Source organism: Streptomyces sp. HPF1205, assembly GCF_020400825.1.
Classification (GTDB): Bacteria; Actinomycetota; Actinomycetes; order Streptomycetales; family Streptomycetaceae; genus Actinacidiphila.
In genome coordinates, this window is sequence record NZ_JAINVH010000031.1 from 72010 (window position 1) to 92873 (window position 20864).

Genomic DNA, 20864 nt, shown 5'->3' on the forward strand with positions numbered 1-20864 from the left:
GCGGCGCAGGCGCACACCGCCGCAGTACCCGTCGGAACCGCCGGACACAGGGAGCCAGGAGCCAGTCCTCATGGGCCACTACAAGTCGAACCTCCGCGACATCGAGTTCAACCTCTTCGAGGTGCTCGGCCGCGACCAGCTCTACGGCACGGGTCCCTTCGCGGAGATGGACGTCGAGACCGCGAAGGACATCCTCGGCGAGCTGGCCAGGCTGGCCGAGAACGAACTGGCCGAGTCCTTCGCCGACGCCGACCGCAACCCGCCGGTCTTCGACCCGCAAACCGGCACGGCGCCGGTCCCCGACACCTTCAAGAAGAGCTACGCCGCCTTCATGGACGCCGAGTACTGGCGGCTGGGCCTGCCGGAGGAGATCGGCGGCACCACCGCGCCGCGCTCCCTGATCTGGTCCTACGCCGAACTGGTGCTCGGGTCGAACCCGGCGATCTGGATGTACTCCTCCGGGCCGGCATTCGCCGGGATCCTCTACGACGAGGGCACCGAGGAGCAGAAGAAGATCGCCGCGCTGGCGGTCGAGAAGCAGTGGGGCTCCACCATGGTGCTCACCGAGCCGGACGCCGGCTCGGACGTCGGCGCAGGCCGCGCCAAGGCGGTCAGGCAGGACGACGGCAGCTGGCACATCGAGGGCGTCAAGCGCTTCATCACCTCGGGCGAGCACGACATGGCCGAGAACATCATCCACTACGTGCTGGCCCGCCCCGAGGGCGCCGGACCCGGCACCAAGGGCCTGTCGCTGTTCATGGTCCCGAAGTACGAGTTCGACGTCGAGACCGGCGAGCTGGGCGCCCGCAACGGCGTCTACGCCACCAACGTCGAGCACAAGATGGGCCTGAAGGCGTCCAACACCTGCGAGATGACCTTCGGCGACAAGCACCCCGCCAAGGGCTGGCTGATCGGCGATAAGCACGACGGCATCCGGCAGATGTTCCGGATCATCGAGTTCGCCCGCATGATGGTCGGCACGAAGGCGATAGCCACCCTCTCCACCGGCTACCTCAACGCGCTGGAGTACGCCAAGGAGCGCGTGCAGGGCCCGGACCTGGCGCAGTTCATGGACAAGTCCGCGCCCAAGGTCACCATCACCCACCACCCGGACGTCCGCCGCTCGCTGATGACGCAGAAGGCGTACGCGGAGGGCATGCGCGCCCTCGTCCTCTACACGGCCTCCGTCCAGGACGCCATCCAGCTCGCCGAGGCCAACGGCGAGGACGCGCGGCACCTGCACGGCCTCAACGACCTGCTGCTGCCCATCGTCAAGGGCTACGGCTCGGAGAAGTCCTACGAGCAGCTCGCCCAGTCGCTGCAGACCTTCGGCGGCTCGGGCTACCTGCAGGAGTACCCGATCGAGCAGTACATCAGGGACGCCAAGATCGACACGCTCTACGAGGGCACGACCGCGATCCAGGGCCAGGACTACTTCTTCCGGAAGATCGTCCGCGACCAGGGGCAGTCGCTGACCGCGCTGAGCGAGGAGATCAAGAAGTTCCTGGCCGAGGCCGGCGGCGGCGAGGAGCTCGCGGCGGCGCGCGAGCAGCTCGCCAAGGCGGCGGCCGACCTGGAGGCCATCCTCGGCGCCATGCTCGCGGACCTCTCGGCCACCGAGCAGGACGTCCGCTCGATCTACAAGGTGGGCCTGAACACCACCCGCCTGCTGCTCGCCTCCGGCGACGTGGTGGTCGGCTACCTGCTGCTGCGCGGCGCCTGCGTCGCCGCCGAGAAGCTCCCCTCGGCCACCGCGAAGGACGCGGCCTTCTACGCGGGCAAGATCGCCGCGGCGAAGTTCTTCGCGGCCACCGTCCTGCCGGGCGTCGGCGCGGCCCGCTCCGTCGCGGAGTCCGTCGACCTGGACGTCATGGACCTGCCGGAAGAAGCGTTCTGAGGGCCCGCCCTCGCGGGTCCGGCCCGAAGGCCGGGTGGGCGGTCGGCCGACCGCCCACCCGGCCTTCGGCGCAAATAAGCTGGTTCCATGACCCCTCCGAGATTCGACCGCACGCACACCGACGACCTGGCCGCGTTCGTGACCGCGAGCCCCACGCCGTACCACGCCGTGGCCACCGCGGCCGAGCGGCTGGAGAAGGCCGGGTTCCGGCGGGTGGACGAGACCGGCATGTGGGACGGCGAGAGCGGCGGCCGGTTCGTGGTGCGCGGCGGGGCGCTCGTGGCCTGGTACGTGCCGGGGGGCGCGGTGCCGCACACCCCGTTCCGGGTGGTCGGCGCGCACACCGACTCCCCGAACCTGCGGGTCAAGCCGCGCCCCGACATGGGCGCGCAGGGCTGGCGGCAGGTGGCCGTGGAGATCTACGGCGGCCCGCTGCTCAACAGCTGGCTCGACCGCGACCTGGGCCTGGCCGGCCGGCTGGCGCTGCGCGACGGCTCGACCGTCCTGGTCCGGGTGGACCGCCCGCTGCTGCGGGTCGCGCAGCTCGCCATCCACCTCGACCGCGGGGTCAACGACGGGCTGACCCTGGACAAGCAGCGGCACCTCCAGCCGCTGTGGGGCCTGGGCGAGGCGGCCGACGGCGACCTGATCGACTTCCTGGCCGGCGAGGCGGGCGTGCCGGCCGCCGACGTGGCCGGCTGGGACCTGATGACGCACGACGTGCAGCCGCCCGCCTACCTCGGCCGCGACCGCGACCTGCTCGCGTCCCCCCGGCTGGACAACCTCCTGTCCGTCCACGCGGGCACCGCGGCCCTGCTCGCCGCGGCGGCCGAGGGCGACGCGCTGCCCTTCGTCCCGGTGCTGGCCGCCTTCGATCACGAGGAGAACGGCAGCGAGTCCGACACCGGCGCCCAGGGCCCGCTGCTCGGCAACGTCCTGGAGCGCTCGGTCCACGCGCGCGGCGGCTCGTACGAGGACCGGCTGCGCGCCCTGGCCGGCACGGTCTGCGTCTCCTCCGACGTCGGCCACGCCGTCCATCCCAACTACGCCGAGCGCCACGACCCCACCCACCACCCGCGGGCCAACGGCGGCCCGATCCTCAAGACCAACGTCAACAACCGCTACTCCACCGACGGCACCGGCCGCGCCCTGTTCACGGCCGCCTGCGAGCGGGCCGGCGTCCCGTACCAGCACTTCGTCTCCAGCAACGCGATGCCCTGCGGTACGACCATCGGCCCGATCACCGCGGCCCGGCACGGCATCACCACGGTCGACGTCGGCGTGCCCATCCTGTCCATGCACTCCGCGCGCGAGCTGTGCGGCGCCGACGACCCGGCCCACCTGGCGGCGGCCCTGACGGCCTTCCTGACCGCCTGAGGGCGGGCCGCGGTCCACCCCGGCCGGAACACCCGCGGTGCGGATTGCGGACGATTCGCGCCTTTCACCCCGGTACGGACCGCCTTGCGGGCCGGTATCCGAATGGGGGTGCGGGCCCCCGCCCCGGTAGGCTGAAGGGCCACGACCCCACGGCTCGGACGAGAGACGAGAAGACGAGAGATGCACCGGTACCGGTCCCACACCTGCGGTGAACTGCGCGCCACCGACGTCGGCAGCGACGTCCGCCTGTCCGGCTGGCTGCACAATCGCCGCGATCTGGGCGGCATCCTCTTCGTCGACCTGCGCGACCACTACGGCTTCACGCAGCTCGTCGCCCGCCCCGGCTCCCCCGCGTACGAGCAGCTCGCCACGCAGTCCAAGGAGTCCGTGGTCCGCGTCGACGGCCGCGTGGTGGCGCGCGCCGCGGAGAACGTCAACCCGGACCTGCCCACCGGCGAGGTCGAGGTCGAGGTGACGACCTTCGAGGTGCTGGGCGCCGCCGACCCGCTGCCCTTCCCGGTCTTCCCCGAGGACAACGCCAACGAGGAGATGCGGCTGACCAACCGCTTCCTCGACCTGCGCCGCCAGCGCATGCACCGCAACATCATGCTGCGCACCCAGGTCATCTCCTTCCTGCGCCGCGAGATGACCGCGCTGGGCTTCAACGAGATGGCCACCCCGATCCTGTCCGCGACCTCCCCCGAGGGCGCGCGCGACTTCCTGGTGCCCTCCCGCGTGCACCCCGGCACGTTCTACGCGCTGCCGCAGGCGCCCCAGCAGTTCAAGCAGCTGCTGATGATCTCCGGTTTCGACCGCTACTTCCAGATCGCGCCCTGCTTCCGCGACGAGGACTCCCGCGCCGACCGCTCGCCCGGCGAGTTCTACCAGCTCGACGTCGAGATGAGCTTCGTGGAGCAGGAGGACGTCTTCGCGGTCATCGAGAAGGTGATGACCGACCTGTTCACCGAGCTGGGCGGGGGCCGCACGGTCACCTCCCCGTTCCCGCGCATCCCCTACCGCGAGTCGCTGCTGAAGTACGGCAACGACAAGCCCGACCTGCGCACCCCCCTGGAACTGGTCGACGTCTCCCACGTGTTCGCCGGCTCCGGCTTCAAGGCGTTCGCCGGCAAGCACGTGCGCGCCCTGGCCGTGCCCGACACCGCCGACCAGCCGCGCAAGTTCTTCGACTCCCTCGGCGAGTACGCGGTCTCCCTCGGCGCGCAGGGCCTGGCCTGGGTCCGGGTCGGCGACGACAACGCGCTGACCGGTCCCATCGCCAAGTTCCTCACCGAGGACGACGTCACCGCCCTGGTCTCGGCGGTCGCCGCCAAGCCCGGCACCGCGGTCTTCTTCGGCGCCGGCGAGTTCGACGAGGTCTCGAAGATCATGGGTCCGGTGCGGGTGGAGGCCGCCCGCCGGGTCGGCCAGTTCGAGGAGAACGTCTTCCGCTTCTGCTGGATCGTCGACTTCCCGATGTTCGAGCGCAACGAGGACACCGGGCAGATCGAGTTCTCGCACAACCCGTTCTCGATGCCGCAGGGCGGCCTTGAGGCGCTCGAAACCAAGGACCCGCTGGACATCCTGGCCTGGCAGTACGACATCGTCTGCAACGGCATCGAGCTGTCCTCCGGCGCCATCCGGAACCACGAACCCGACGTGATGTACAAGGCGTTCGAGATCGCGGGGTACGACCGGGAGACGGTCGAGTCGGAGTTCGGCGGCATGCTGCGCGCCTTCCACTTCGGCGCCCCGCCGCACGGCGGCATCGCCCCGGGCGTGGACCGCATGGTGATGCTGCTGGCGGACGAGCCGAACATCCGCGAGACGATCGCCTTCCCGCTCAACCAGCACGCCCAGGACCTGCTGATGGGCGCGCCCACCGAGGTCCCGGACACGCGGCTGCGCGAGCTCCACATCCAGCTGCGCAAGCGCTGACCCGCGCGGGGGTGACCCCCGCGCCGACGGCTTCGCGACGAGGGGCGCGGGGAACTCCCCGCGCCCCTCGCGGCTCTTTCGAGGCCTGTGCCGCGTCAGCTCGCCGGGAAGTCCGGGATCACCCACGCCCCGTCCGACGTCCCGCCCTGGCAGACCTGCCCGGTCATGGACATTCCGGGCATCGCCTTGCCGCCGGCGTCGGCGCACTGCTTGGCGGTGACGAAGCTCATCGTGGGCGCGGCGGGCGCGGCCGGTGCGGCCGGCGAAGAGGCCGCGACGGCGGGGACGGCGGCGGTGAGGGCGGCCGCGGACAGGGCGGCGGCGGACAAGGCGGCGGCGAACAGCTTCCTCATGGGGGCTCTCTCCCTTGTTGTGGGCTTTCCACGGGTGTGGGACTTCCCGTGATTCCTGGGTACCCGAGGGAGTTGTGCGCCTGCGTTAAGTGCCCGTGAAGACGCACGTGTCCGCCCTCCGCCGGGTCCGGGAATCCGAGGCAACCGAGTCCCGCCCCGACCGCGTTCCTTGGGTGTGGGAGATGAGGTGAACGGTGAGGGAGCCCCCAGGCTTCGAGGAGTTCGTCGCGGCCCGCGGCCCCAGACTGCTGCGGGTCGCCTGGCTGCTCACCGGCGACGCGCACCTCGCGGAGGACCTGCTCCAGACCGTCCTGGCCAGGGTCTGGCCGAAGTGGCCGCGGATCGCGGCCGAGAACCCGGAGGCGTACGTCCGCAAGGCGCTGGTGCACACCCATGCGTCGTGGTGGCGGCGCAAGTGGCGGGCCGAAGTGCCGCACGGCGACCTGCCGGACCGCCCGCAGCCGACCGACCCCTTCGCGGACGTGGACCTGGAACAGGCCCTGGCCACGGCGATACGGGCGCTGCCGGCGCGCCAGCGCGCGGTGGTGATGCTGCGCTGGTTCGAGGACCTGAGCGTGGCGGAGACCGCCGAGGTCATGGGGTGCACGGAGGGCACGGTCAAGAGTCAGGCCGCCAAGGCGCTGCGGGCGCTGCGCGGCCGGCTGCCCTCCGCCGTCCGCGTACCGGAAGGCGGCTGCCGTGGTGACGGCTGACAGGCACGGTCCGGCGGGCGGCGCGGCCGGCGGGCCCGGCGGCCCGGGGCCCACCGAGGAGCACGAGCTGCGGGTACTGCTGGAGCGCGGAGTGCCCCAACTGGCGGCGCCCGCCCAGCGCTTGGAGCGGGTGCGCGAGCGGGTCCGGCGGCGCAGGCGCCGGCGCGCGGCCGGGGTGTGCGGCGTCCTCGTCGCCGCCGTCGGCACGGCGGGCCTGCTGCTGCCGCGCGGCGTGGCCGGCGGCGGCCCGGTGGAGCCGGGGGCCGCGCCGCCGGCCACGGTGGGCTCGCCGCCGGCCCGCGGCCCTTCGCCCACGTCGTCCGCTCCCGCGACCACGGACTCCCACCCGCTGCCCCAGCTGGTCCGGTTCGCCGACAAGCACCTGACTTTGCGGACGCCGCTGGACTGGGAGCACCGGGAGGCGCCGGGCACGATATACGTCGCGAGCGACCCGCTGCTCGCCGGGCCGAAGGCCTGCGCGGACCCGCTGAGCGGCTACTGCCTTCCGCTGCGGCAGCCGATGGCCTTCGGCGGCTCGCTGCTCGTCCTCCAGGTGCGGCACGAGCCGGCCCTCGCGAGCAAGGCCGACCGGCGGAACGCGCTGGTCCCCTACCCGCTGGGGAAGGCCTGCCGCGTGGAGGGCGGAACCGAGCAGTGGTACGCGCTCGTCGGCCGGACCGCCCCGCCCGCCACCGACTCGGTCGTGCTCACCGGTTCGGTCTGCCTGGCACACCCCACGGAGGACCAGCGCCAGTGGATCCGCGCCCTGCTGACGAGCGCGGACTTCTCCTGACCCGGACTCCGACGCCGACCCGCACCCGCGCCCCCGCCGCCCAGCCCGTGTCCGCACCCCTGCCCTGAACCGGCTCCCCGTCCTGAACGGGCCCCGCGCCCGGGCCCGCACCCGAACCCGTACGACCGCGCCGGCCCTTCCCCCGCCGGCGCGTGACCGCCACACCGAAAGGCCCGTTCGATGCCCATACCCCACGGGGTGACCCGCCGCGCCCTGGCCGCGGCCGCCGTGACCGTACTGTCCCTGTCGTTCCTCGCCGGATGTGCCGGGTCGGGGGCCGGGGCCCGGCCTTCGCGGGTGACCGACGAGGGGCAGGCCCGGCAGGTCGCGGGACCGGTGAACGGGGGGCAGGCGGGGCGGTCCGCGCCGCGTCCCGCGCCGCCCGCCGCACTGCCGGGGCTCGGCCCGCACACCCTGGCCGAGGTGCCGGCGAACGCCCGCCAGGCGGTGGTCGTCGTCGGCGCCGGTCCCGACTCCTCGCGCTCGACCGTCACCCTCTACCGCCGCGACCCGGTGAAGGGCTGGACGGCGGCGGGCCCCGCGTGGCCGGCCCACAACGCGCTGCACGGCTGGACCACGGACCACCGCACCGGCGATCTGCGGTCCCCCATAGGCGTGTTCACGCTGACCGACGCCGGCGGGCGGCTGCCCGACCCGGGGACGAAGCTGACGTACGACCACGCGCCCATCGGCTTCACCGTGCACGGTTCCGGCTTCCGGGGCGAGCCCCTCGCCGGCGCCTTCGACTACGTGATCGCGATCAACTACAACCGCGAGCCGGGGACGTCCCCGCGCGACTGGACCCGTCCGCTGGGCCAGTCCAGGGGCGGCGGCATCTGGCTGCACGTGGACCACGGGGGGCCGACCCAGGCGTGCGTGTCGCTGCCGAGGACGGTGATGCGGACCCTGCTGCGTGACCTCGACCCCGCCCTCCACCCCGTGGTGGTGATGGGGGACGGGGCCGCGCTCGCGCGGTGAGGCGGATGGCCTGAAAGAGCGGGCCGGGCGGGGTCAGGCCGCGTCCGGGTCCCCGCCGAACCGCTCGACGTAGGAGGCCAGTTCCTCGTCGCTGATCTTCGCGAACAGCACCGGCGGCACGGTGAACGCCGTGCCCGCCGGGACGGAGGCCAGTGCGCGGGCCTCGTCGGGGCCGACCCAGGTCGCGTCGTCCGAGGGCAGGGCGAAGGCCTCGCGCATGGCCCGGGCCGAGGCCGGGATGAAGGGTTCGGAGACCACCGCGTACAGGTGGATGAGGTTCATCGCGGTACGCAGGGTCAGGGCGGCGCCCTCGGGATCGGTCTTGATCTCCATCCAGGGCGCCTTCTCCTCCAGGTAGGAGTTGCCCGCGCTCCAAAGGGCGCGCAGCGCCTGGGCGGCCTTGCGGAACTGCAGGTTCTCCAGGTGGCCCTCGTACTCCGCCAGCAGGCCGGCGATCTGCTCGCCGAGCCGGGCCTCGGCCGCCCCGGCCGCCGCGCCCGCCGGGACCTCCTCGCCGAACCGCTTGCGGGAGAAGGACAGCACGCGGTTGACGAAATTGCCGAGAGTGTCGGCGAGATCCTTGTTGACGGACGAGGCGAACAGCTCCCAGGTGAAGGAGGTGTCGTCGGACTCCGGCGCGTTCGCCATCAGGAAGTAGCGCCAGTAGTCGGCCGGCAGGACTTCCAGGGCGGCGTCGGTGAAGACGCCGCGCCGCTGGGAGGTGGAGAACTTGCCGCCGTAGTAGTTGAGCCAGTTGAACGCCTTGACGAAGTCGACCTTCTTCCACGGCTCGCGTGTACCGAGCTGGGTGGCCGGGAACATCACGGTGTGGAAGGGGACATTGTCCTTCGCCATGAACTCGGTGTACCGAACCGTGTCATCCGCCGCGTACCACCACGATTTCCAGTCACGGTTCTCGGGATCGGCGTCGGACCATTCCTTGGTGGAACCGATGTACTCGATCGGCGCGTCGAACCAGACGTAGAAGACCTTGCCCTCGGCGGCCAGTTCGGGCCAGGTGTCGGCGGGGACGGGGACACCCCATTCGAGGTCCCGGGTGATCGCCCGGTCCTGGAGTCCTTCGGTGAGCCACTTGCGGGCGATGGAGGAGGCCAGGGTGGGCCAGTCGGCGCTGTTGGCGTCGATCCACGCCTCCACCTCGCCGGCCAGCTTGGACTGCAGGAGGAAGAGATGCTTGGTCTCGCGTACCTCCAGCCGGCTGCTGCCGCTGATCGCCGAGCGGGCGTCGATGAGGTCGGTGGGGTCGAGCACCCGGGTGCAGTTCTCGCACTGGTCGCCGCGCGCCTTGTCGTAACCGCAGTGCGGGCAGGTGCCGACGATGTACCGGTCGGGCAGGAAGCGCTCGTCGTCCAGCGAGTAGACCTGCCGGATGGCCCGCTCCTCGATGAAGCCGTTGGCGGCCAGGGCGCGGGCGAATTCCTGGGTGATGTCGCGGTTCTGCGCCGAGGAGCTGCGGCCGAAGTGGTCGAAGGCCAGCTCGAACCCGTCGTAGACGGCCTTCTGGGCGTCGTGGGCCCGGGCGCAGAAGACGTCGACCGGCAGCCCGGCCTCCTTGGCCGCCAGCTCGGCGGGGGTGCCGTGCTCGTCGGTGGCGCAGATGTAGAGCACCTCGTGGCCGCGCTGGCGCAGGTACCTGGAGTAGACGTCCGCCGGGAGCATGGACCCCACCATGTTGCCCAGGTGCTTGATCCCGTTGATATAGGGCAGGGCTGAAGTGATGAGGTGACGAGCCATTGCAGGCTGCTCCCAATTCGTCGCGTGGAGTGAGGAATTCAGCTACGGGGTCGGCGCCGGGCCGGTTCTGATGCTCAATATCGTATCGGACCGCCCGGGCGAATCTTCCCGCGATTTCACCTTCCGGACCCGGGCGCGGACGGAGGGTACGGGGTACCCGCAGAAGTTCACCGCGTGTGACTGCACATGCACATGCACGTGCACATGCACGTGTGCGCCCCACGAGTTATCATCTTCCAGACCAGACAAGGCAGTTATGGGGAGTGGCCGATGCGCCGGACGCACAATGGAATGGCGGCAGAAGACCTTACGGACGTGATCTGGCAGAAGAGCCGGCACAGCAATGCCAATGGCACCTGCATGGAGTTCGCCGCTCTGCCGGACGGGGATGTCGCGGTGCGCAATTCACGCTTTCCGGACGGCCCGGCGCTGATTTATACCAGGGCGGAGATCGAGTCGATGATCATCGGGGTCAAGGCCGGGGAGTTCGACCACCTGATGCCCTGACCGCCGCGGGCCCGCAGAATCGCGGGCCCGCGGCGCATACGGAAAACCGCCGGCGCGCGCGGGCGCCGGGCAACGCGCGGTGTGTGCGGGTCAGTGCGTGCCGCCGGGGACGAGGAACAGCGCCCAGACGACTTTCCCGGCACCCGACAGCGGATGCCATCCCCAGTTCTCGCTGAACGAGTCCACCAGGTGCAGCCCGCGGCCGGTCTCGGCCACGAAGTCGGGATCCTTGGCCACCGGCGCGACGGCGCTGGGATCGCGCACCGCGCACACCACCCGGGACGTCCAGCGCACCAGACTCAGCCTTATGGGCGCACCGGGAGCGCCCACCGGAACGGCGTACCGCAGGGCGTTCGTGACCAGTTCCGAGGCCACCAGCTCGATGGAATCACGCAGTGCCGTCAGGTCCCAGCGCTGCAGAGTGCCACGCGTGAACCGGCGCGCCTCGCGCACCGATTCGGGGGCGGCGGCAAGCTCGCACGTGGCACCGTTGCCTGCGGCGAGTCGCTCGGGAGCGAGCACACCCTGCCATAAAGGCTCCAGCACCGCCGCGGCCTCTTGCCTCATACGTGCCCCCGGAGTATCTGCACGGGACCATGCTCATGGATCAGGACCTCATCATGCAAGAGCGTCTGCACGTGCATCTGCAAGGAAAAGATGCACGTGACGATGGAGAGTGACTGAATGGGTACTGCGCGCAGTCCATTAGTGGCAGACTGCTGATGAACCAAGGGCGGAGCGTGACCTATGAGCGCAGGGCAGCCGGGAGGCGGGTCCATCGTGCGACGAATGCTGCTCGGGGCGCAGCTGCGGAGGCTGCGCGAGACCCGCGGCATCACACGCGAGGACGCGGGCTATTCCATCCGCGCCTCCGAGTCGAAGATCAGCCGCATGGAGCTGGGCAGAGTCAGCTTCAAGGAGCGCGACGTCGCTGACCTGTTGACCCTGTACGGAGTGACCGACGAGGGCGAGCGCATGGCGATGCTGGGGCTGGTGCGGGAGGCCAACGCGACGGGCTGGTGGCACGGGTACGGGGAGGTGATGCCGACCTGGTTCCAGACGTACGTCGGGCTGGAGGAGTCGGCGGCCCTCATCCGCACCTTCGAGGTCCAGTTCGTGCACGGTCTTCTGCAGACCGAGGACTACATCAGAGCGGTGATCCGTCTTGGTCACCCCGAAGCAGCCGACGCCTGGGTGGAAAGACGAGTCGGCCTGCGCCTGGAGCGGCAGAAGCTCCTCGTGTCGGAGCGGGCCCCCCACTTCGTCGCGGTGATGGACGAGGGCGCGCTGCGCCGGCCGTTCGGCACCCGCCAGGTGATGCGCGATCAGGTCGCGCATCTGCTGGAGGCCGCCGAGGCGCCCAACGTGGACGTGCGGATCCTGCCGTTCGCCACCGGCGGGCACGCCGCGGGCGGGGGCGCGTTCACCCTGCTGAGCTTCCCGGAGTCGGACCTGCCGGACCTGGTCTACCTGGAGCAGCTCACCGGCGCCCTCTACGTCGACAAGCACGACGAGGTCGTGGAATACCAGAAGGCCATGAACGCGCTGGACGAGGTGGCCCTGTCGCCGTCCGAGTCGCTGGAGTGGCTCAGCGGCTTCCAGGGCGACATCTGACCCTTGCCCCTGGCTGCGTGAGGAAAGGCGCACATTGCTCCGACCGGGTGAACCTCGGACCCCGAAAAGCCGGTCAGCCTCCCGAGCGGGACTGCGGCACCGTTACGGTTACCGCAGGTCACGTGAGGGGGCAGCGGTGCACCACGGGGATGAGCCGGAGCGCGCCCGCCGGCCCGGCGACGTCATCCCGCCACCGACGGCGTACGCGCGCACGTACCGGATACACGACATCACCGTCGTGGAGCTGACCGGCGAGATCGACCTCGGCGCCGCCCCGTACGTCGACGCGCACCTGCGGGCCGCCGCCGCCTGGCCGCTGGTGGTGCTGGACCTCGGACCGCTGGAGTTCATCGACTGCTACGGGCTGTCGCTGCTGCTGCGCGGCCGGCGCCGGATCACCGAGCTCGGCGGGGAGGTGCGCATGGCCTGCGCCCGGCCGCACACACGGCGGCTGCTGGCCATGACCGGGCTGGACGCGGTCTTCCGCCCGGTGGCGACCCTCACGGAGGCGCTGGAGGGGTAGCGGCGGGCGCCGATCCCCGTATCCGCCCGGCACTTTCCGTACCCGCTCGGCAATTTCCGGAATCAGTCGGGCTTTTCCGGACATGTCCGGCCGACTGGTCGACGGTCGCGTACAGTTGCCGGCCGGGCCGCCGCCCGGCCTCGCGCGTCCTGTGTGACCTCTGCCCTACGGGGCCCCGCGGCGCCGTGATAGGTGTGGAGCTTCGTCGTGCGCGGGAGCCACGTGGACCGAAGGTGTGGGAATGGGCGTTCGTGGCATACAGCGCAAACGCAGCAAGAAGAAGATCGCGACAGCCGTCGTTGCGTCGCTGGCGGTGCTGCTCGTGGCCGCCGCCGGAGCGATCTACCTCAAGCTGAACGCCAACATCTCGACCTTCGACTCGGCCGGGCTGAGCAAGAACCGCCCGCCGGCCGCCCAGGCCGACGCCGACGGGAACAAGCCGGTGAACATCCTGCTCATCGGTTCCGACACCCGCTCCGGTGACAACGCCAAGCTCGGCGGCGCCGGCTCCGGCCCCATCGGCCGCTCGGACACCACGATCCTGCTGCACGTCTACCCCGACCACAAACACGCGGTCGGCATCTCCATACCCCGCGACTCGCTGGTCGACATACCCCCGTGCCTGCTCCCCGACGGCCGCTGGTCCCCGGAGCAGCCCAACGCGATGTTCAACTCGGCCTTCTCCATGGGCGAGACGGCCAAGGGCAACCCGGCCTGCACCCAGAACACGGTCGAGAAGCTGTCGGGGATGCGGGTCGACCACACCCTGGTGATCGACTTCGCGGGCTTCTCGGCGATGACGTCCGCCGTCCACGGCGTCGAGGTCTGCGTGCCGAACAACATCTACCAGGGCGACATGAACCCCAACCTCGGCTACAAGGGCAAGCTCGTGCTCAAGGCCGGGACGCAGAACCTGTCCGGCCAGAAGGCGCTGGACTACGTGCGGATGCGGCACGGCATCGGCGACAACTCCGACGTCGGTCGGATGATGCGGCAGCAGGCGTTCCTGTCCGCCCTCATGGCCAAGATCAAGAACGGCGGGATGAGCCTGACCACCGTCCTTCCGCTGGCCAACGCCGTCACCAAGTCCCTCACCGTGGACCCGGCCCTCGACAGCGGTCTGAAACTGGCCAGGTTCGGCCTGTCGATGAAGAACATCGACCTGAAGAACATCCAGTTCATCACCGCGCCCTGGCGGTACGCGGGCTCCCGGATAGACCTCGTCCACCCCGACGTGGACAACCTGTTCGCCACTCTGCGGGCCGACCGCACCCTCGACGGCGTCAACGCCTCCGGCAAGGTCACCCCCACCCCCACCCCGACGCCGGCCGTGGACGGCACGGGCGTCCAGGTCGCCGTCTACAACGGCACCACCACCGACAGGCTGGCCGGCAAGGCCGCGGACAAGCTCAGGGCCCACCACTACACGGTCACCGCCACCACGACCGCCCGCTCGCAGGACCACGCCACGACGCGGATCGAGTACGGGCCCGCCGCCGCGGCCCACGCCAGGACGCTGGCCACGCTCTTCCCGGGCGCGAAGCTCGTTCCGCTCGGCATCAGCGGCATCAACCTCGTCGTCGGCCAGGACTTCGCGAAGGCCGCGGCCTCGGCACCGCCCAAGCCGCTCCCGAAGTCGCTGACGCAGCAGGCGCGCAGCGCGGACTCCGCTCCCTGCGCCAAGCTGTCGTACGGGTGAGGCGAGGGCGGCGCAGGCTTGCACCCGCCGCCCCTGAGGTGCCAAAGGCCGCGGGTTACACTCCCCTTGAGGTGTTCCGCTGGTCAGCGTTCACTGCTGGGTGGTCGCCGTTCACGGTTCGCTTCTCACTGTTCGCCGTTCACTGCTCGCCGTTCGCCGTTCCGCCGTTCCGCCGTCCGACTCCGGCCGCCCGGCGAGCGCCGTCGAGACTTACGGGGGGTCGTTGCCATGCGCGGGAAGCGCGAGAGGCGGGGTTCCGTGCTCCGTGCGGCGGCCGTGCTGCTCGCCGCCGCGGGGCTCGTGGCAGGGATCACCGCGGCGGCCGCGCCCATGGCGGCGGCCGACTCCGGACTCCCCACGGCGAGAAGCGAGATGGCGCGAAGCCACACGGCACGAAGCCACACGGGGGGAAGCCACCCGTCGGGAAGCGGGACGGCGCGAAGCCGCACGGCACGCAAGGCGGCGCACAAGAAGCCGGCCGCGTCCCGGGCGTACGCGGGAGCGAACCGGGTGGGCGCGGGCGGCGACGGCGGCGCCGGGGCCGGACCCACGACGGGCGCGGCGGGAGCGGCGGCCGCCGCCAAACCGCTGGTCCGGATGAGCCGTGTCCGGACCGCGATGTCGATCGCCATCAGCCCCGCGCACCCGTACCGCGACGGCAGGCTGATCGCCTCCGGCACGGTCACCCAGCTCACCGCCAAGGGCTGGGTCCGCCTGCCGCACGCCCGCGTGGTCCTGGTCTACCGCCCCAGGGGCAGCTCGCAGTGGTACTGGGTGCTCAAGGGCCACGCCGACGCGACCGGGCGCTACACCTTCACCACCAGGGCGTACGCCGACGGCACGTGGGCGGTCTACCTGGACCCCGACTCCCGCCACCTGTACAGCGAGTCCCGCAAGGTGTACGTGACGCTCCGCTGAGAACGGGGCACGGGGCCGCCGGGCGCCTCAGGGGCGGCGGGCGATCGTGATGATCTCCCGGCCGGCCGCCGTGACGGGTCCCCGGTCCCAGTCGCCGTACCGCGCCTCGATGTCGAAGCCCGCCTCGGCGAGGAATCCGTCCAGTTCGGCCACGTCGAGGAACCGCAGGCTCTCGCGCAGGACGCGCAGCACCGTACCGTCCGCCGCGGCCACCGTGCCGTGGAAGGCGACCACGCCGCCGGACACGGAGTCGACGTCGTGCCAATAGCGCAGGGTCCGGCCCGAAGCGTCGACGACCTCGGCCACGTCGTCCGAGTCGGCGGCGGTCCACTTCTCCCAGGCCCGTGCCTGCGGATGCCGCGTCTCGAAGGCGAACCGGCCGCCGGGGCGCAGCGCGCCGCGGACCGCCGCGAGCGAGGCACGGATGTCCTCGTCGGTGACCAGGTCCTGGAACGCGTGGCCGGTCATGGTCGCGAGCGCGTACCCGGCGCCCGCCACCGCCTGGGCCGCGGTGCCCTGGACCCACTCGACGTCCTGGCGCCGCCGGGCCCGGTCCAGCGCGGCGCGGTCCGGGTCGAGGCCGGTCAGCCGCCCTCGGTGGCCGCGCTCGCGCGCCACCCGCAGCATGGCCCCCGTCCCGCAGCCGACGTCCAGGACCGACTCCGCCGCCATCACGAGCGGAAGGTAGAAGGCGTCCTCGGGCGCCCGGGCCGGGTCCCACGGGTTGAGCAGGTCGTACAGCTCGGCGGCGTCGGCGTCGGAGAACACCGCGCAAGCGTCCGCCCCGCCACGGGGGCGCGCAAGCGGCTTACGGGCGCTACGGGCGCCGGTCTCCCCGGGGCCTGCCCGGGGCCGCCTCGCCGCCGCCCGGCGTTGTCGGTGGCCGGTGCCAGACTGGAGGGATGTGCAGAAGCATCAAGACGCTCCGCCCGCCGATGGCCACCGAGGTCGGCGACGACGACATCCGTGCCGCCGCGCTGCAGTACGTGCGGAAGATCTCCGGCTTCCGCGCCCCGGCCGCCCACAACCGCGAGGTGTTCGACGCCGCCGTGGAGGCGGTGACCGCCGCGACCGCCGCGCTCCTGGACGGCCTGGAGATACGCGGTGGTAGCGCGTCGCGCGCCTGAACCGCCCGCACCCCCTAGCCTGGCGGTCATGCACCAGATGACCGACGCCGAGTGGCGTTCCTTCGCAATGACCGGCACCCGCACCGGCAAGCTGGCCGTGCGGCGCAAGGACGGGCGGCCACACGTCACGCCCGTCTGGTTCGTGCTGGACGGCACCGATCCCGACGCGCCCCACGGGGTGGCCGTCGTCTTCACCACGGGCGCGGAGGGCGTGAAGGGCCGGGCGCTGCGCCGCGACCCGCACTTCGCGCTGTGCGTCGACGACCAAGAGCCGCCGTACTCCTTCGTGCTCCTGGAGTGCACGGCGGAGATCAGCGAGGACCTGGGCGAGCTGCTCACCTGGGCGACCGAGCTCGGCGGCCGCTACATGGGCGCGGAGCAGGCCAGGCAGTTCGGCGAGCGCAACGCCGTGCCGGGCGAACTCCTCGTCCGCGGCCGCATCGACAAGGTGACCGCCGCCGCGGCCCTCGCGGCCTGACGGCGTCCTCCGGCCGCCCCGCCCCGCCCGGGGTGCCGCGCCCGCGGCCCCCCGGGCCGCGATCCGCCCCGTTCCGAACCCCCGGGTCCCGCACCGTCGGCTCCGGACCGCCGGCTCCGCACCGCCGCCGGATTCTCAGACTTTTCACAGAAACGGACAAGGCGCTTCTCATAGGCGACCCACAGGGTGAGCACCATGCCTTCCACCTCACCGCTCACCCACCGCACCGCGGGCCGTGCCGCGGCCACCGCGGCGACCGCCTCCTCGCCCGCCGCCCCCGCCCCCACCGCCGGCCACGTTCCCCCGCGCGGGCGCGCCTCCGCCGCGGGCGCGGCCAGTGCGAGCGCCCCGCTCGGCGACCTCGCCCGCCCGGACGGCTCCCCCGTACGCGTCCTGGTCGTCGACGACGAGACGCCGCTGGCCGACCTGCTGTCCATGGCGCTGCGCTACGAGGGCTGGCAGGTCCGCACCGAGGCGGACGGCGCGAGCGCCCTGCGGGCGGCCCGCGAGGCCCGCCCGGACGCCGTCGTCCTCGACGTCATGCTGCCCGACATGGACGGCCTCGAAGTGCTGGCCAGGCTGCGCCGCGAGACCCCGGACGTGCCCGTGCTCTTCCTGACCGCCAAGGACGCCGTCGAGGACCGCATCGCCGGGCTGACGGCGGGCGGCGACGACTACGTCACCAAGCCGTTCAGCCTGGAGGAGGTCGTCGCCCGGCTGCGCGGACTGCTGCGCCGCTCCGGCGCTGCCGCCGTACGCAACGAGTCCCTGCTGGTCGTCGGCGACCTCGTACTCAACGAGGACAGCCACGAGGTCAGCCGCGGCGGCGACAACATCCACCTCACCGCCACCGAGTTCGAACTGCTGCGCTACCTCATGCGCAACCCGCGGCGCGTGCTCAGCAAGGCCCAGATCCTGGACCGCGTGTGGTCCTACGACTTCGGCGGCCAGGCCAACGTCGTCGAGCTGTACATCTCCTACCTGCGCCGCAAGATAGACGCCGGCCGCTCCCCGATGATCCACACCCGGCGCGGCGCCGGCTACCTGATCAAGCCGGGCGAACCGGCGTGACCAAGGTGACCCGCCGCCGCTGGTCGCTGCGGCGACGGCTGGTCGCCTCGTGCGTCGCCCTCGTCGCGGTCGTGTGCGCGGTCATCGGCTCGGTGACGATCTTCGCGCTGCACGACTTCCTGTACGGCCAGCTCGACAGCAAGGTGGAGGCGCTGGCGGTACGCGCGGCCGGTCCGCCGAGGGACGCCGACGGCCCCGGCGGCCGGCCCGGCCTCGCGGACCGGCGCGTGCCGTCGGCGGCGGACAGTCGTGAGGACGCCAACCGCATGCTCGGCTTCCTGTTCGGCGGCGGCCAGCCCGGCGAGACGGTCGGGGCGGTCGTGGACGCGCACGGCCGGGTCCAGGACGCCGCGATCAGCGCCACCAGTTCGAGCAGCAGCGGCCTGGTCGCCGATCCGCTCACCTCCGCCCAGGCCGCCGTCTTCGCCCACGTCCCCCTCGACGGCAGGACGCACACCCTGCGCGTGCCGGACCTCGGCACCTTCCACGTCGCCTCCTCGCACGCCGACGCCTCGGGCCGCACCGTCGTCGTCGGCCTGTCCACGGCCGGCACCCGGGACACGCTGTCGACCCTGATGTGGGTCGAGGTCTCGGTCAGCGCGGCCGGCCTGATCGCCGCGGGACTCGCCGGCGCCGCCTTGATGCGGATCGCCCTGCAGCCGCTGCGCCGGGTCGCCGCGACCGCCACCCGCGTCTCCGAACTCCCGCTGCACCACGGCGAGGTGGCGCTGCATGAGCGGGTGCCCGACTCCGACACCGACCCGCGCACCGAGGTCGGGCAGGTCGGCGCGGCCCTCAACCGCATGCTCGGCCACGTCGCCTCCGCGCTGCACGCCCGGCAGGAGAGCGAGACCCGGGTACGGCGGTTCGTCGCCGACGCCAGCCACGAGCTGCGCACCCCGCTCGCCTCCATCCGCGGCTACGCCGAACTCACCCGCCGCGGCAAGGAGTCCACCGGCCCCGACACCCGCTACGCCCTCGGCCGCATCGAGTCCGAGGCGGCCCGCATGACCACCCTGGTCGAGGACCTGCTGCTGCTCGCCCGCCTGGACGCCGGCCGCCCCCTCAGCCTCACCGGGACCGACCTGTCCCCGCTGGCCGTCGACGCGGTCAGCGACGCGCGCGCGGCCGGCCGCGACCACGTCTGGCGCCTGGACCTGCCCGACGAGCCGGCGACCGTGCGCGGCGACGCCCAGCGCCTGCACCAGGTGCTGGCCAACCTGCTGGCCAACGCGCGCGCCCACACCCCGCCCGGCACCACCGTCACGGCCCGCGTGCTGCGCCGCCCCGCCGACGTGCTGCTCCAGGTCGAGGACGACGGCCCCGGCATCCCGGAGCAGCTGCAGCGCCATGTCTTCGAACGGTTCGCCCGCGGCGACGCCTCCCGCTCCAGGGCGGCCGGCAGTACGGGACTGGGCCTGGCCATCGTGCGGTCCGTGGTCGCCGCGCACGGCGGCCGGGTGGCCCTGGAGAGCCGGCCCGGCCGCACGGTGTTCACCGTCACCCTGCCCGCCGCGTACTCACAGCCCGCGCCAAGCCTCACCACACACTCGTGACAGGGCGCCCGCCGACCGTCTTCGTATGCGAACCAACCTCGGCGACCTGCCCGCCCGGCAGCCGGTGCCGGTCACGGCGGCGGCATCGGCCCGCGCGGCCGGCGCCCCCGGACCGAGCCCCGTACTCGACGTCGTCATACCCGTGTACAACGAGCAGGACGACCTCGAACCCTGTGTGCGGCGGCTGCACGCCCACCTGTCGGACACCTTCCCGTACCCGTTCCGGATCACCGTCGCGGACAACGCGAGCACCGACCTGACGCCCGCCGTCGCCAAGGCGCTGGCCGCCGAGCTGCCGGAGGTGGAGTCCTTCCGGCTGGAGCGCAAGGGCCGCGGCCGGGCGCTGCGCACGGTGTGGTCCGCCTCGGACGCGCCCGTGCTCGCGTACATGGACGTCGACCTGTCCACCGGCCTCAACGCGCTGCTGCCGCTGGTCGCCCCGCTGATCTCCGGCCACTCCGACCTCGCCATCGGCTCCCGGCTCGCCCGCTCCTCGCGGGTGGTGCGCGGCGCCAAGCGGGAGTTCGTCTCGCGCGCCTACAACCTGATCCTGCGCGGCTCGCTGGCCGCGCGTTTCTCCGACGCCCAGTGCGGTTTCAAGGCGATCAGGGGCGATGTCGCCCAGCGGCTGCTGCCCATGGTCGAGGACACCGGCTGGTTCTTCGACACCGAGATGCTGGTCCTGGCCGAGCGCGCGGGCCTGCGCATCCACGAGGTGCCGGTGGACTGGGTGGACGACCCGGACAGCAGCGTGGACATCGTGCGGACCGCCGCCGCCGACCTGCGCGGCGTCTGGCGGGTCGGCCGCGCCCTGGCCACAGGACGGCTCGCCCTGGATCGCCTGCGCCGCCCCTTCGGCGACGACCCGCGCGACCGCGAACTGCCCGGCGTCCCGGCGGGCCTGGCCCGCCAGCTCGTCGGCTTCTGCGTGGTCGGGGCCCTGAGCACACTGGTGTACCTCGCCCTGTACGCGCTGTTCAGGACCGGCGTGGGCGCCCAGGCCGCCAACGCCCTGGCCCTGCTGCTGTCCGCGCTCGGCAACACCGCCGCCAACCGCCGCCTCACCTTCGGCGTGCGCGGCCGCGACCAGGCGGTACGCCACCAGGCGCAGGGCCTGGTCGTCTTCGCCATCGGCCTCGCCCTGACCAGCGGCTCCCTCGCCGCCGTCCACGCGGCGAGCCCGCACCCCGCGCACACGACGGAGCTGGCCGCCCTGATCGCGGCGAACCTGGCGGCGACCATGCTGCGGTTCCTGCTGTTCCGGGCGTGGCTGTTCCCGGACCGGCCGCACGCGGCCCCCGCCCCCGCCGACCCCGTCCCCCCCGGCCCCGGCCCTGCCGATCCCGTCCCCACCGACCCCGCCCTCGCGGAAGCGCCCCGCACTCCCGCCCGCCGCGCGTACCCCGACCCGACCGCCACCGACCCCAGGAGCCCCCGATGACCGTGCCGAGCGACCCGCCGTACGGCGGCCCCACGGCGGGCCCCCCGCCGGAGCGGCCGGCGGGCTCCTCCGCGGTCCCGGCCGCGGGCGCCCTGCCCGTGGCCCCGCCCGCGTCCGCGCCCGCCCCCG

At 72.5% G+C, this 20864-nt stretch carries 20 protein-coding genes; 16 read left to right on the plus strand and 4 right to left on the minus strand.

Annotated features, from left to right (window positions below):
• The first annotated feature begins 70 nt into the window (after positions 1-70).
• The 3 genes from K7G61_RS28100 to aspS all read left to right on the plus strand — a co-directional run bounded on the left by K7G61_RS28100 (position 71) and on the right by aspS (position 5209).
• On the plus strand, positions 71-1897 hold the full coding sequence (locus K7G61_RS28100; protein ID WP_225849805.1) for an acyl-CoA dehydrogenase: 1827 nt from the start codon (positions 71-73) through the stop codon (positions 1895-1897).
• An 87-nt stretch (positions 1898-1984) separates the two neighbouring features.
• A complete protein-coding gene (locus tag K7G61_RS28105; protein ID WP_225849806.1) occupies positions 1985-3274 on the plus strand; it encodes a M18 family aminopeptidase in 1290 nt (429 codons plus the stop codon).
• A gap of 180 nt (positions 3275-3454) precedes the next feature.
• Entirely contained in the window at positions 3455-5209 is a 1755-nt protein-coding gene (gene aspS, locus K7G61_RS28110) for an aspartate--tRNA ligase (RefSeq protein ID WP_225849807.1), read from the plus strand.
• Positions 5210-5304: 95 nt separating this feature from the next.
• On the opposite strand, the gene K7G61_RS28115 is transcribed toward aspS, so the two are convergent.
• Positions 5305-5562, minus strand: a complete 258-nt coding sequence (locus tag K7G61_RS28115; protein ID WP_225849808.1) for a hypothetical protein — start codon at positions 5560-5562, stop codon at positions 5305-5307.
• A gap of 194 nt (positions 5563-5756) precedes the next feature.
• On the opposite strand from K7G61_RS28115, the gene K7G61_RS28120 reads away from it, so the two are divergent.
• From K7G61_RS28120 to K7G61_RS28130, 3 genes are all read left to right on the plus strand, one after another.
• The gene (locus K7G61_RS28120; RefSeq protein ID WP_225849809.1) at positions 5757-6275 is read left to right on the plus strand and encodes a SigE family RNA polymerase sigma factor; all 519 of its coding nucleotides are present in this window, start codon (positions 5757-5759) and stop codon (positions 6273-6275) included.
• Positions 6262-7068, plus strand: a complete 807-nt coding sequence (locus K7G61_RS28125) for a hypothetical protein (protein ID WP_225849810.1) — start codon at positions 6262-6264, stop codon at positions 7066-7068. Before K7G61_RS28120 ends, K7G61_RS28125 begins: the two co-directional genes overlap by 14 nt.
• 180 nt (positions 7069-7248) lie before the next feature.
• Positions 7249-8046, plus strand: coding sequence for a hypothetical protein (locus K7G61_RS28130; protein ID WP_225849811.1), 798 nt, complete (start codon positions 7249-7251; stop codon positions 8044-8046).
• Positions 8047-8079: 33 nt separating this feature from the next.
• Here the strand turns inward: K7G61_RS28130 and metG are convergent, their stop codons facing one another.
• Positions 8080-9801: a methionine--tRNA ligase gene (metG, locus tag K7G61_RS28135; RefSeq protein WP_225849812.1), complete on the minus strand. Its 1722-nt coding sequence runs from the start codon at positions 9799-9801 to the stop codon at positions 8080-8082.
• Positions 9802-10071: 270 nt separating this feature from the next.
• Between metG and K7G61_RS28140 the strand changes: the two genes are divergently transcribed.
• Complete coding sequence (locus K7G61_RS28140; protein ID WP_225849813.1) at positions 10072-10308, plus strand: DUF397 domain-containing protein; 237 nt, start codon at positions 10072-10074, stop codon at positions 10306-10308.
• Between the two features lie 90 nt (positions 10309-10398).
• Here K7G61_RS28140 and K7G61_RS28145 read toward each other — a convergent pair whose 3' ends face one another.
• Positions 10399-10875, minus strand: coding sequence for an ATP-binding protein (locus tag K7G61_RS28145; RefSeq protein ID WP_225849814.1), 477 nt, complete (start codon positions 10873-10875; stop codon positions 10399-10401).
• A gap of 180 nt (positions 10876-11055) precedes the next feature.
• Here K7G61_RS28145 and K7G61_RS28150 point away from each other — a divergent pair, with 180 nt between their 5' ends.
• The 4 genes from K7G61_RS28150 to K7G61_RS28165 all read left to right on the plus strand — a co-directional run bounded on the left by K7G61_RS28150 (position 11056) and on the right by K7G61_RS28165 (position 15062).
• Entirely contained in the window at positions 11056-11922 is an 867-nt protein-coding gene (locus K7G61_RS28150; protein WP_225849815.1) for a helix-turn-helix transcriptional regulator, read from the plus strand.
• A 136-nt stretch (positions 11923-12058) separates the two neighbouring features.
• Positions 12059-12445, plus strand: a complete 387-nt coding sequence (locus tag K7G61_RS28155) for an STAS domain-containing protein (protein WP_225849816.1) — start codon at positions 12059-12061, stop codon at positions 12443-12445.
• Between the two features lie 241 nt (positions 12446-12686).
• Positions 12687-14144 (plus strand): LCP family protein, encoded by a 1458-nt coding sequence (locus tag K7G61_RS28160; protein WP_225849817.1) that lies wholly within the window; start codon positions 12687-12689, stop codon positions 14142-14144.
• Between the two features lie 597 nt (positions 14145-14741).
• Positions 14742-15062 carry a hypothetical protein gene (locus K7G61_RS28165; protein WP_225849818.1) on the plus strand — a complete coding sequence of 107 codons (321 nt, stop codon included), beginning with the start codon at positions 14742-14744 and terminating at the stop codon, positions 15060-15062.
• 27 nt (positions 15063-15089) lie between these two features.
• On the opposite strand, the gene K7G61_RS28170 is transcribed toward K7G61_RS28165, so the two are convergent.
• Positions 15090-15830, minus strand: a complete 741-nt coding sequence (locus tag K7G61_RS28170; protein WP_225849819.1) for a trans-aconitate 2-methyltransferase — start codon at positions 15828-15830, stop codon at positions 15090-15092.
• Between the two features lie 134 nt (positions 15831-15964).
• On the opposite strand from K7G61_RS28170, the gene K7G61_RS28175 reads away from it, so the two are divergent.
• From K7G61_RS28175 to K7G61_RS28195, 5 genes are all read left to right on the plus strand, one after another.
• On the plus strand, positions 15965-16189 hold the full coding sequence (locus K7G61_RS28175) for a DUF2277 domain-containing protein (protein ID WP_225849820.1): 225 nt from the start codon (positions 15965-15967) through the stop codon (positions 16187-16189).
• A gap of 28 nt (positions 16190-16217) precedes the next feature.
• On the plus strand, positions 16218-16667 hold the full coding sequence (locus K7G61_RS28180) for a PPOX class F420-dependent oxidoreductase (RefSeq protein WP_225849821.1): 450 nt from the start codon (positions 16218-16220) through the stop codon (positions 16665-16667).
• A 195-nt stretch (positions 16668-16862) separates the two neighbouring features.
• On the plus strand, positions 16863-17738 hold the full coding sequence (locus K7G61_RS28185) for a response regulator transcription factor (RefSeq protein ID WP_225849822.1): 876 nt from the start codon (positions 16863-16865) through the stop codon (positions 17736-17738).
• Complete coding sequence (locus K7G61_RS28190; RefSeq protein ID WP_225849823.1) at positions 17735-19294, plus strand: cell wall metabolism sensor histidine kinase WalK; 1560 nt, start codon at positions 17735-17737, stop codon at positions 19292-19294. The genes K7G61_RS28185 and K7G61_RS28190 overlap by 4 nt, the downstream gene beginning before the upstream one ends.
• 25 nt (positions 19295-19319) lie before the next feature.
• Positions 19320-20735: a glycosyltransferase gene (locus K7G61_RS28195; protein WP_225849824.1), complete on the plus strand. Its 1416-nt coding sequence runs from the start codon at positions 19320-19322 to the stop codon at positions 20733-20735.
• The last annotated feature ends 129 nt before the right edge of the window (positions 20736-20864 follow it).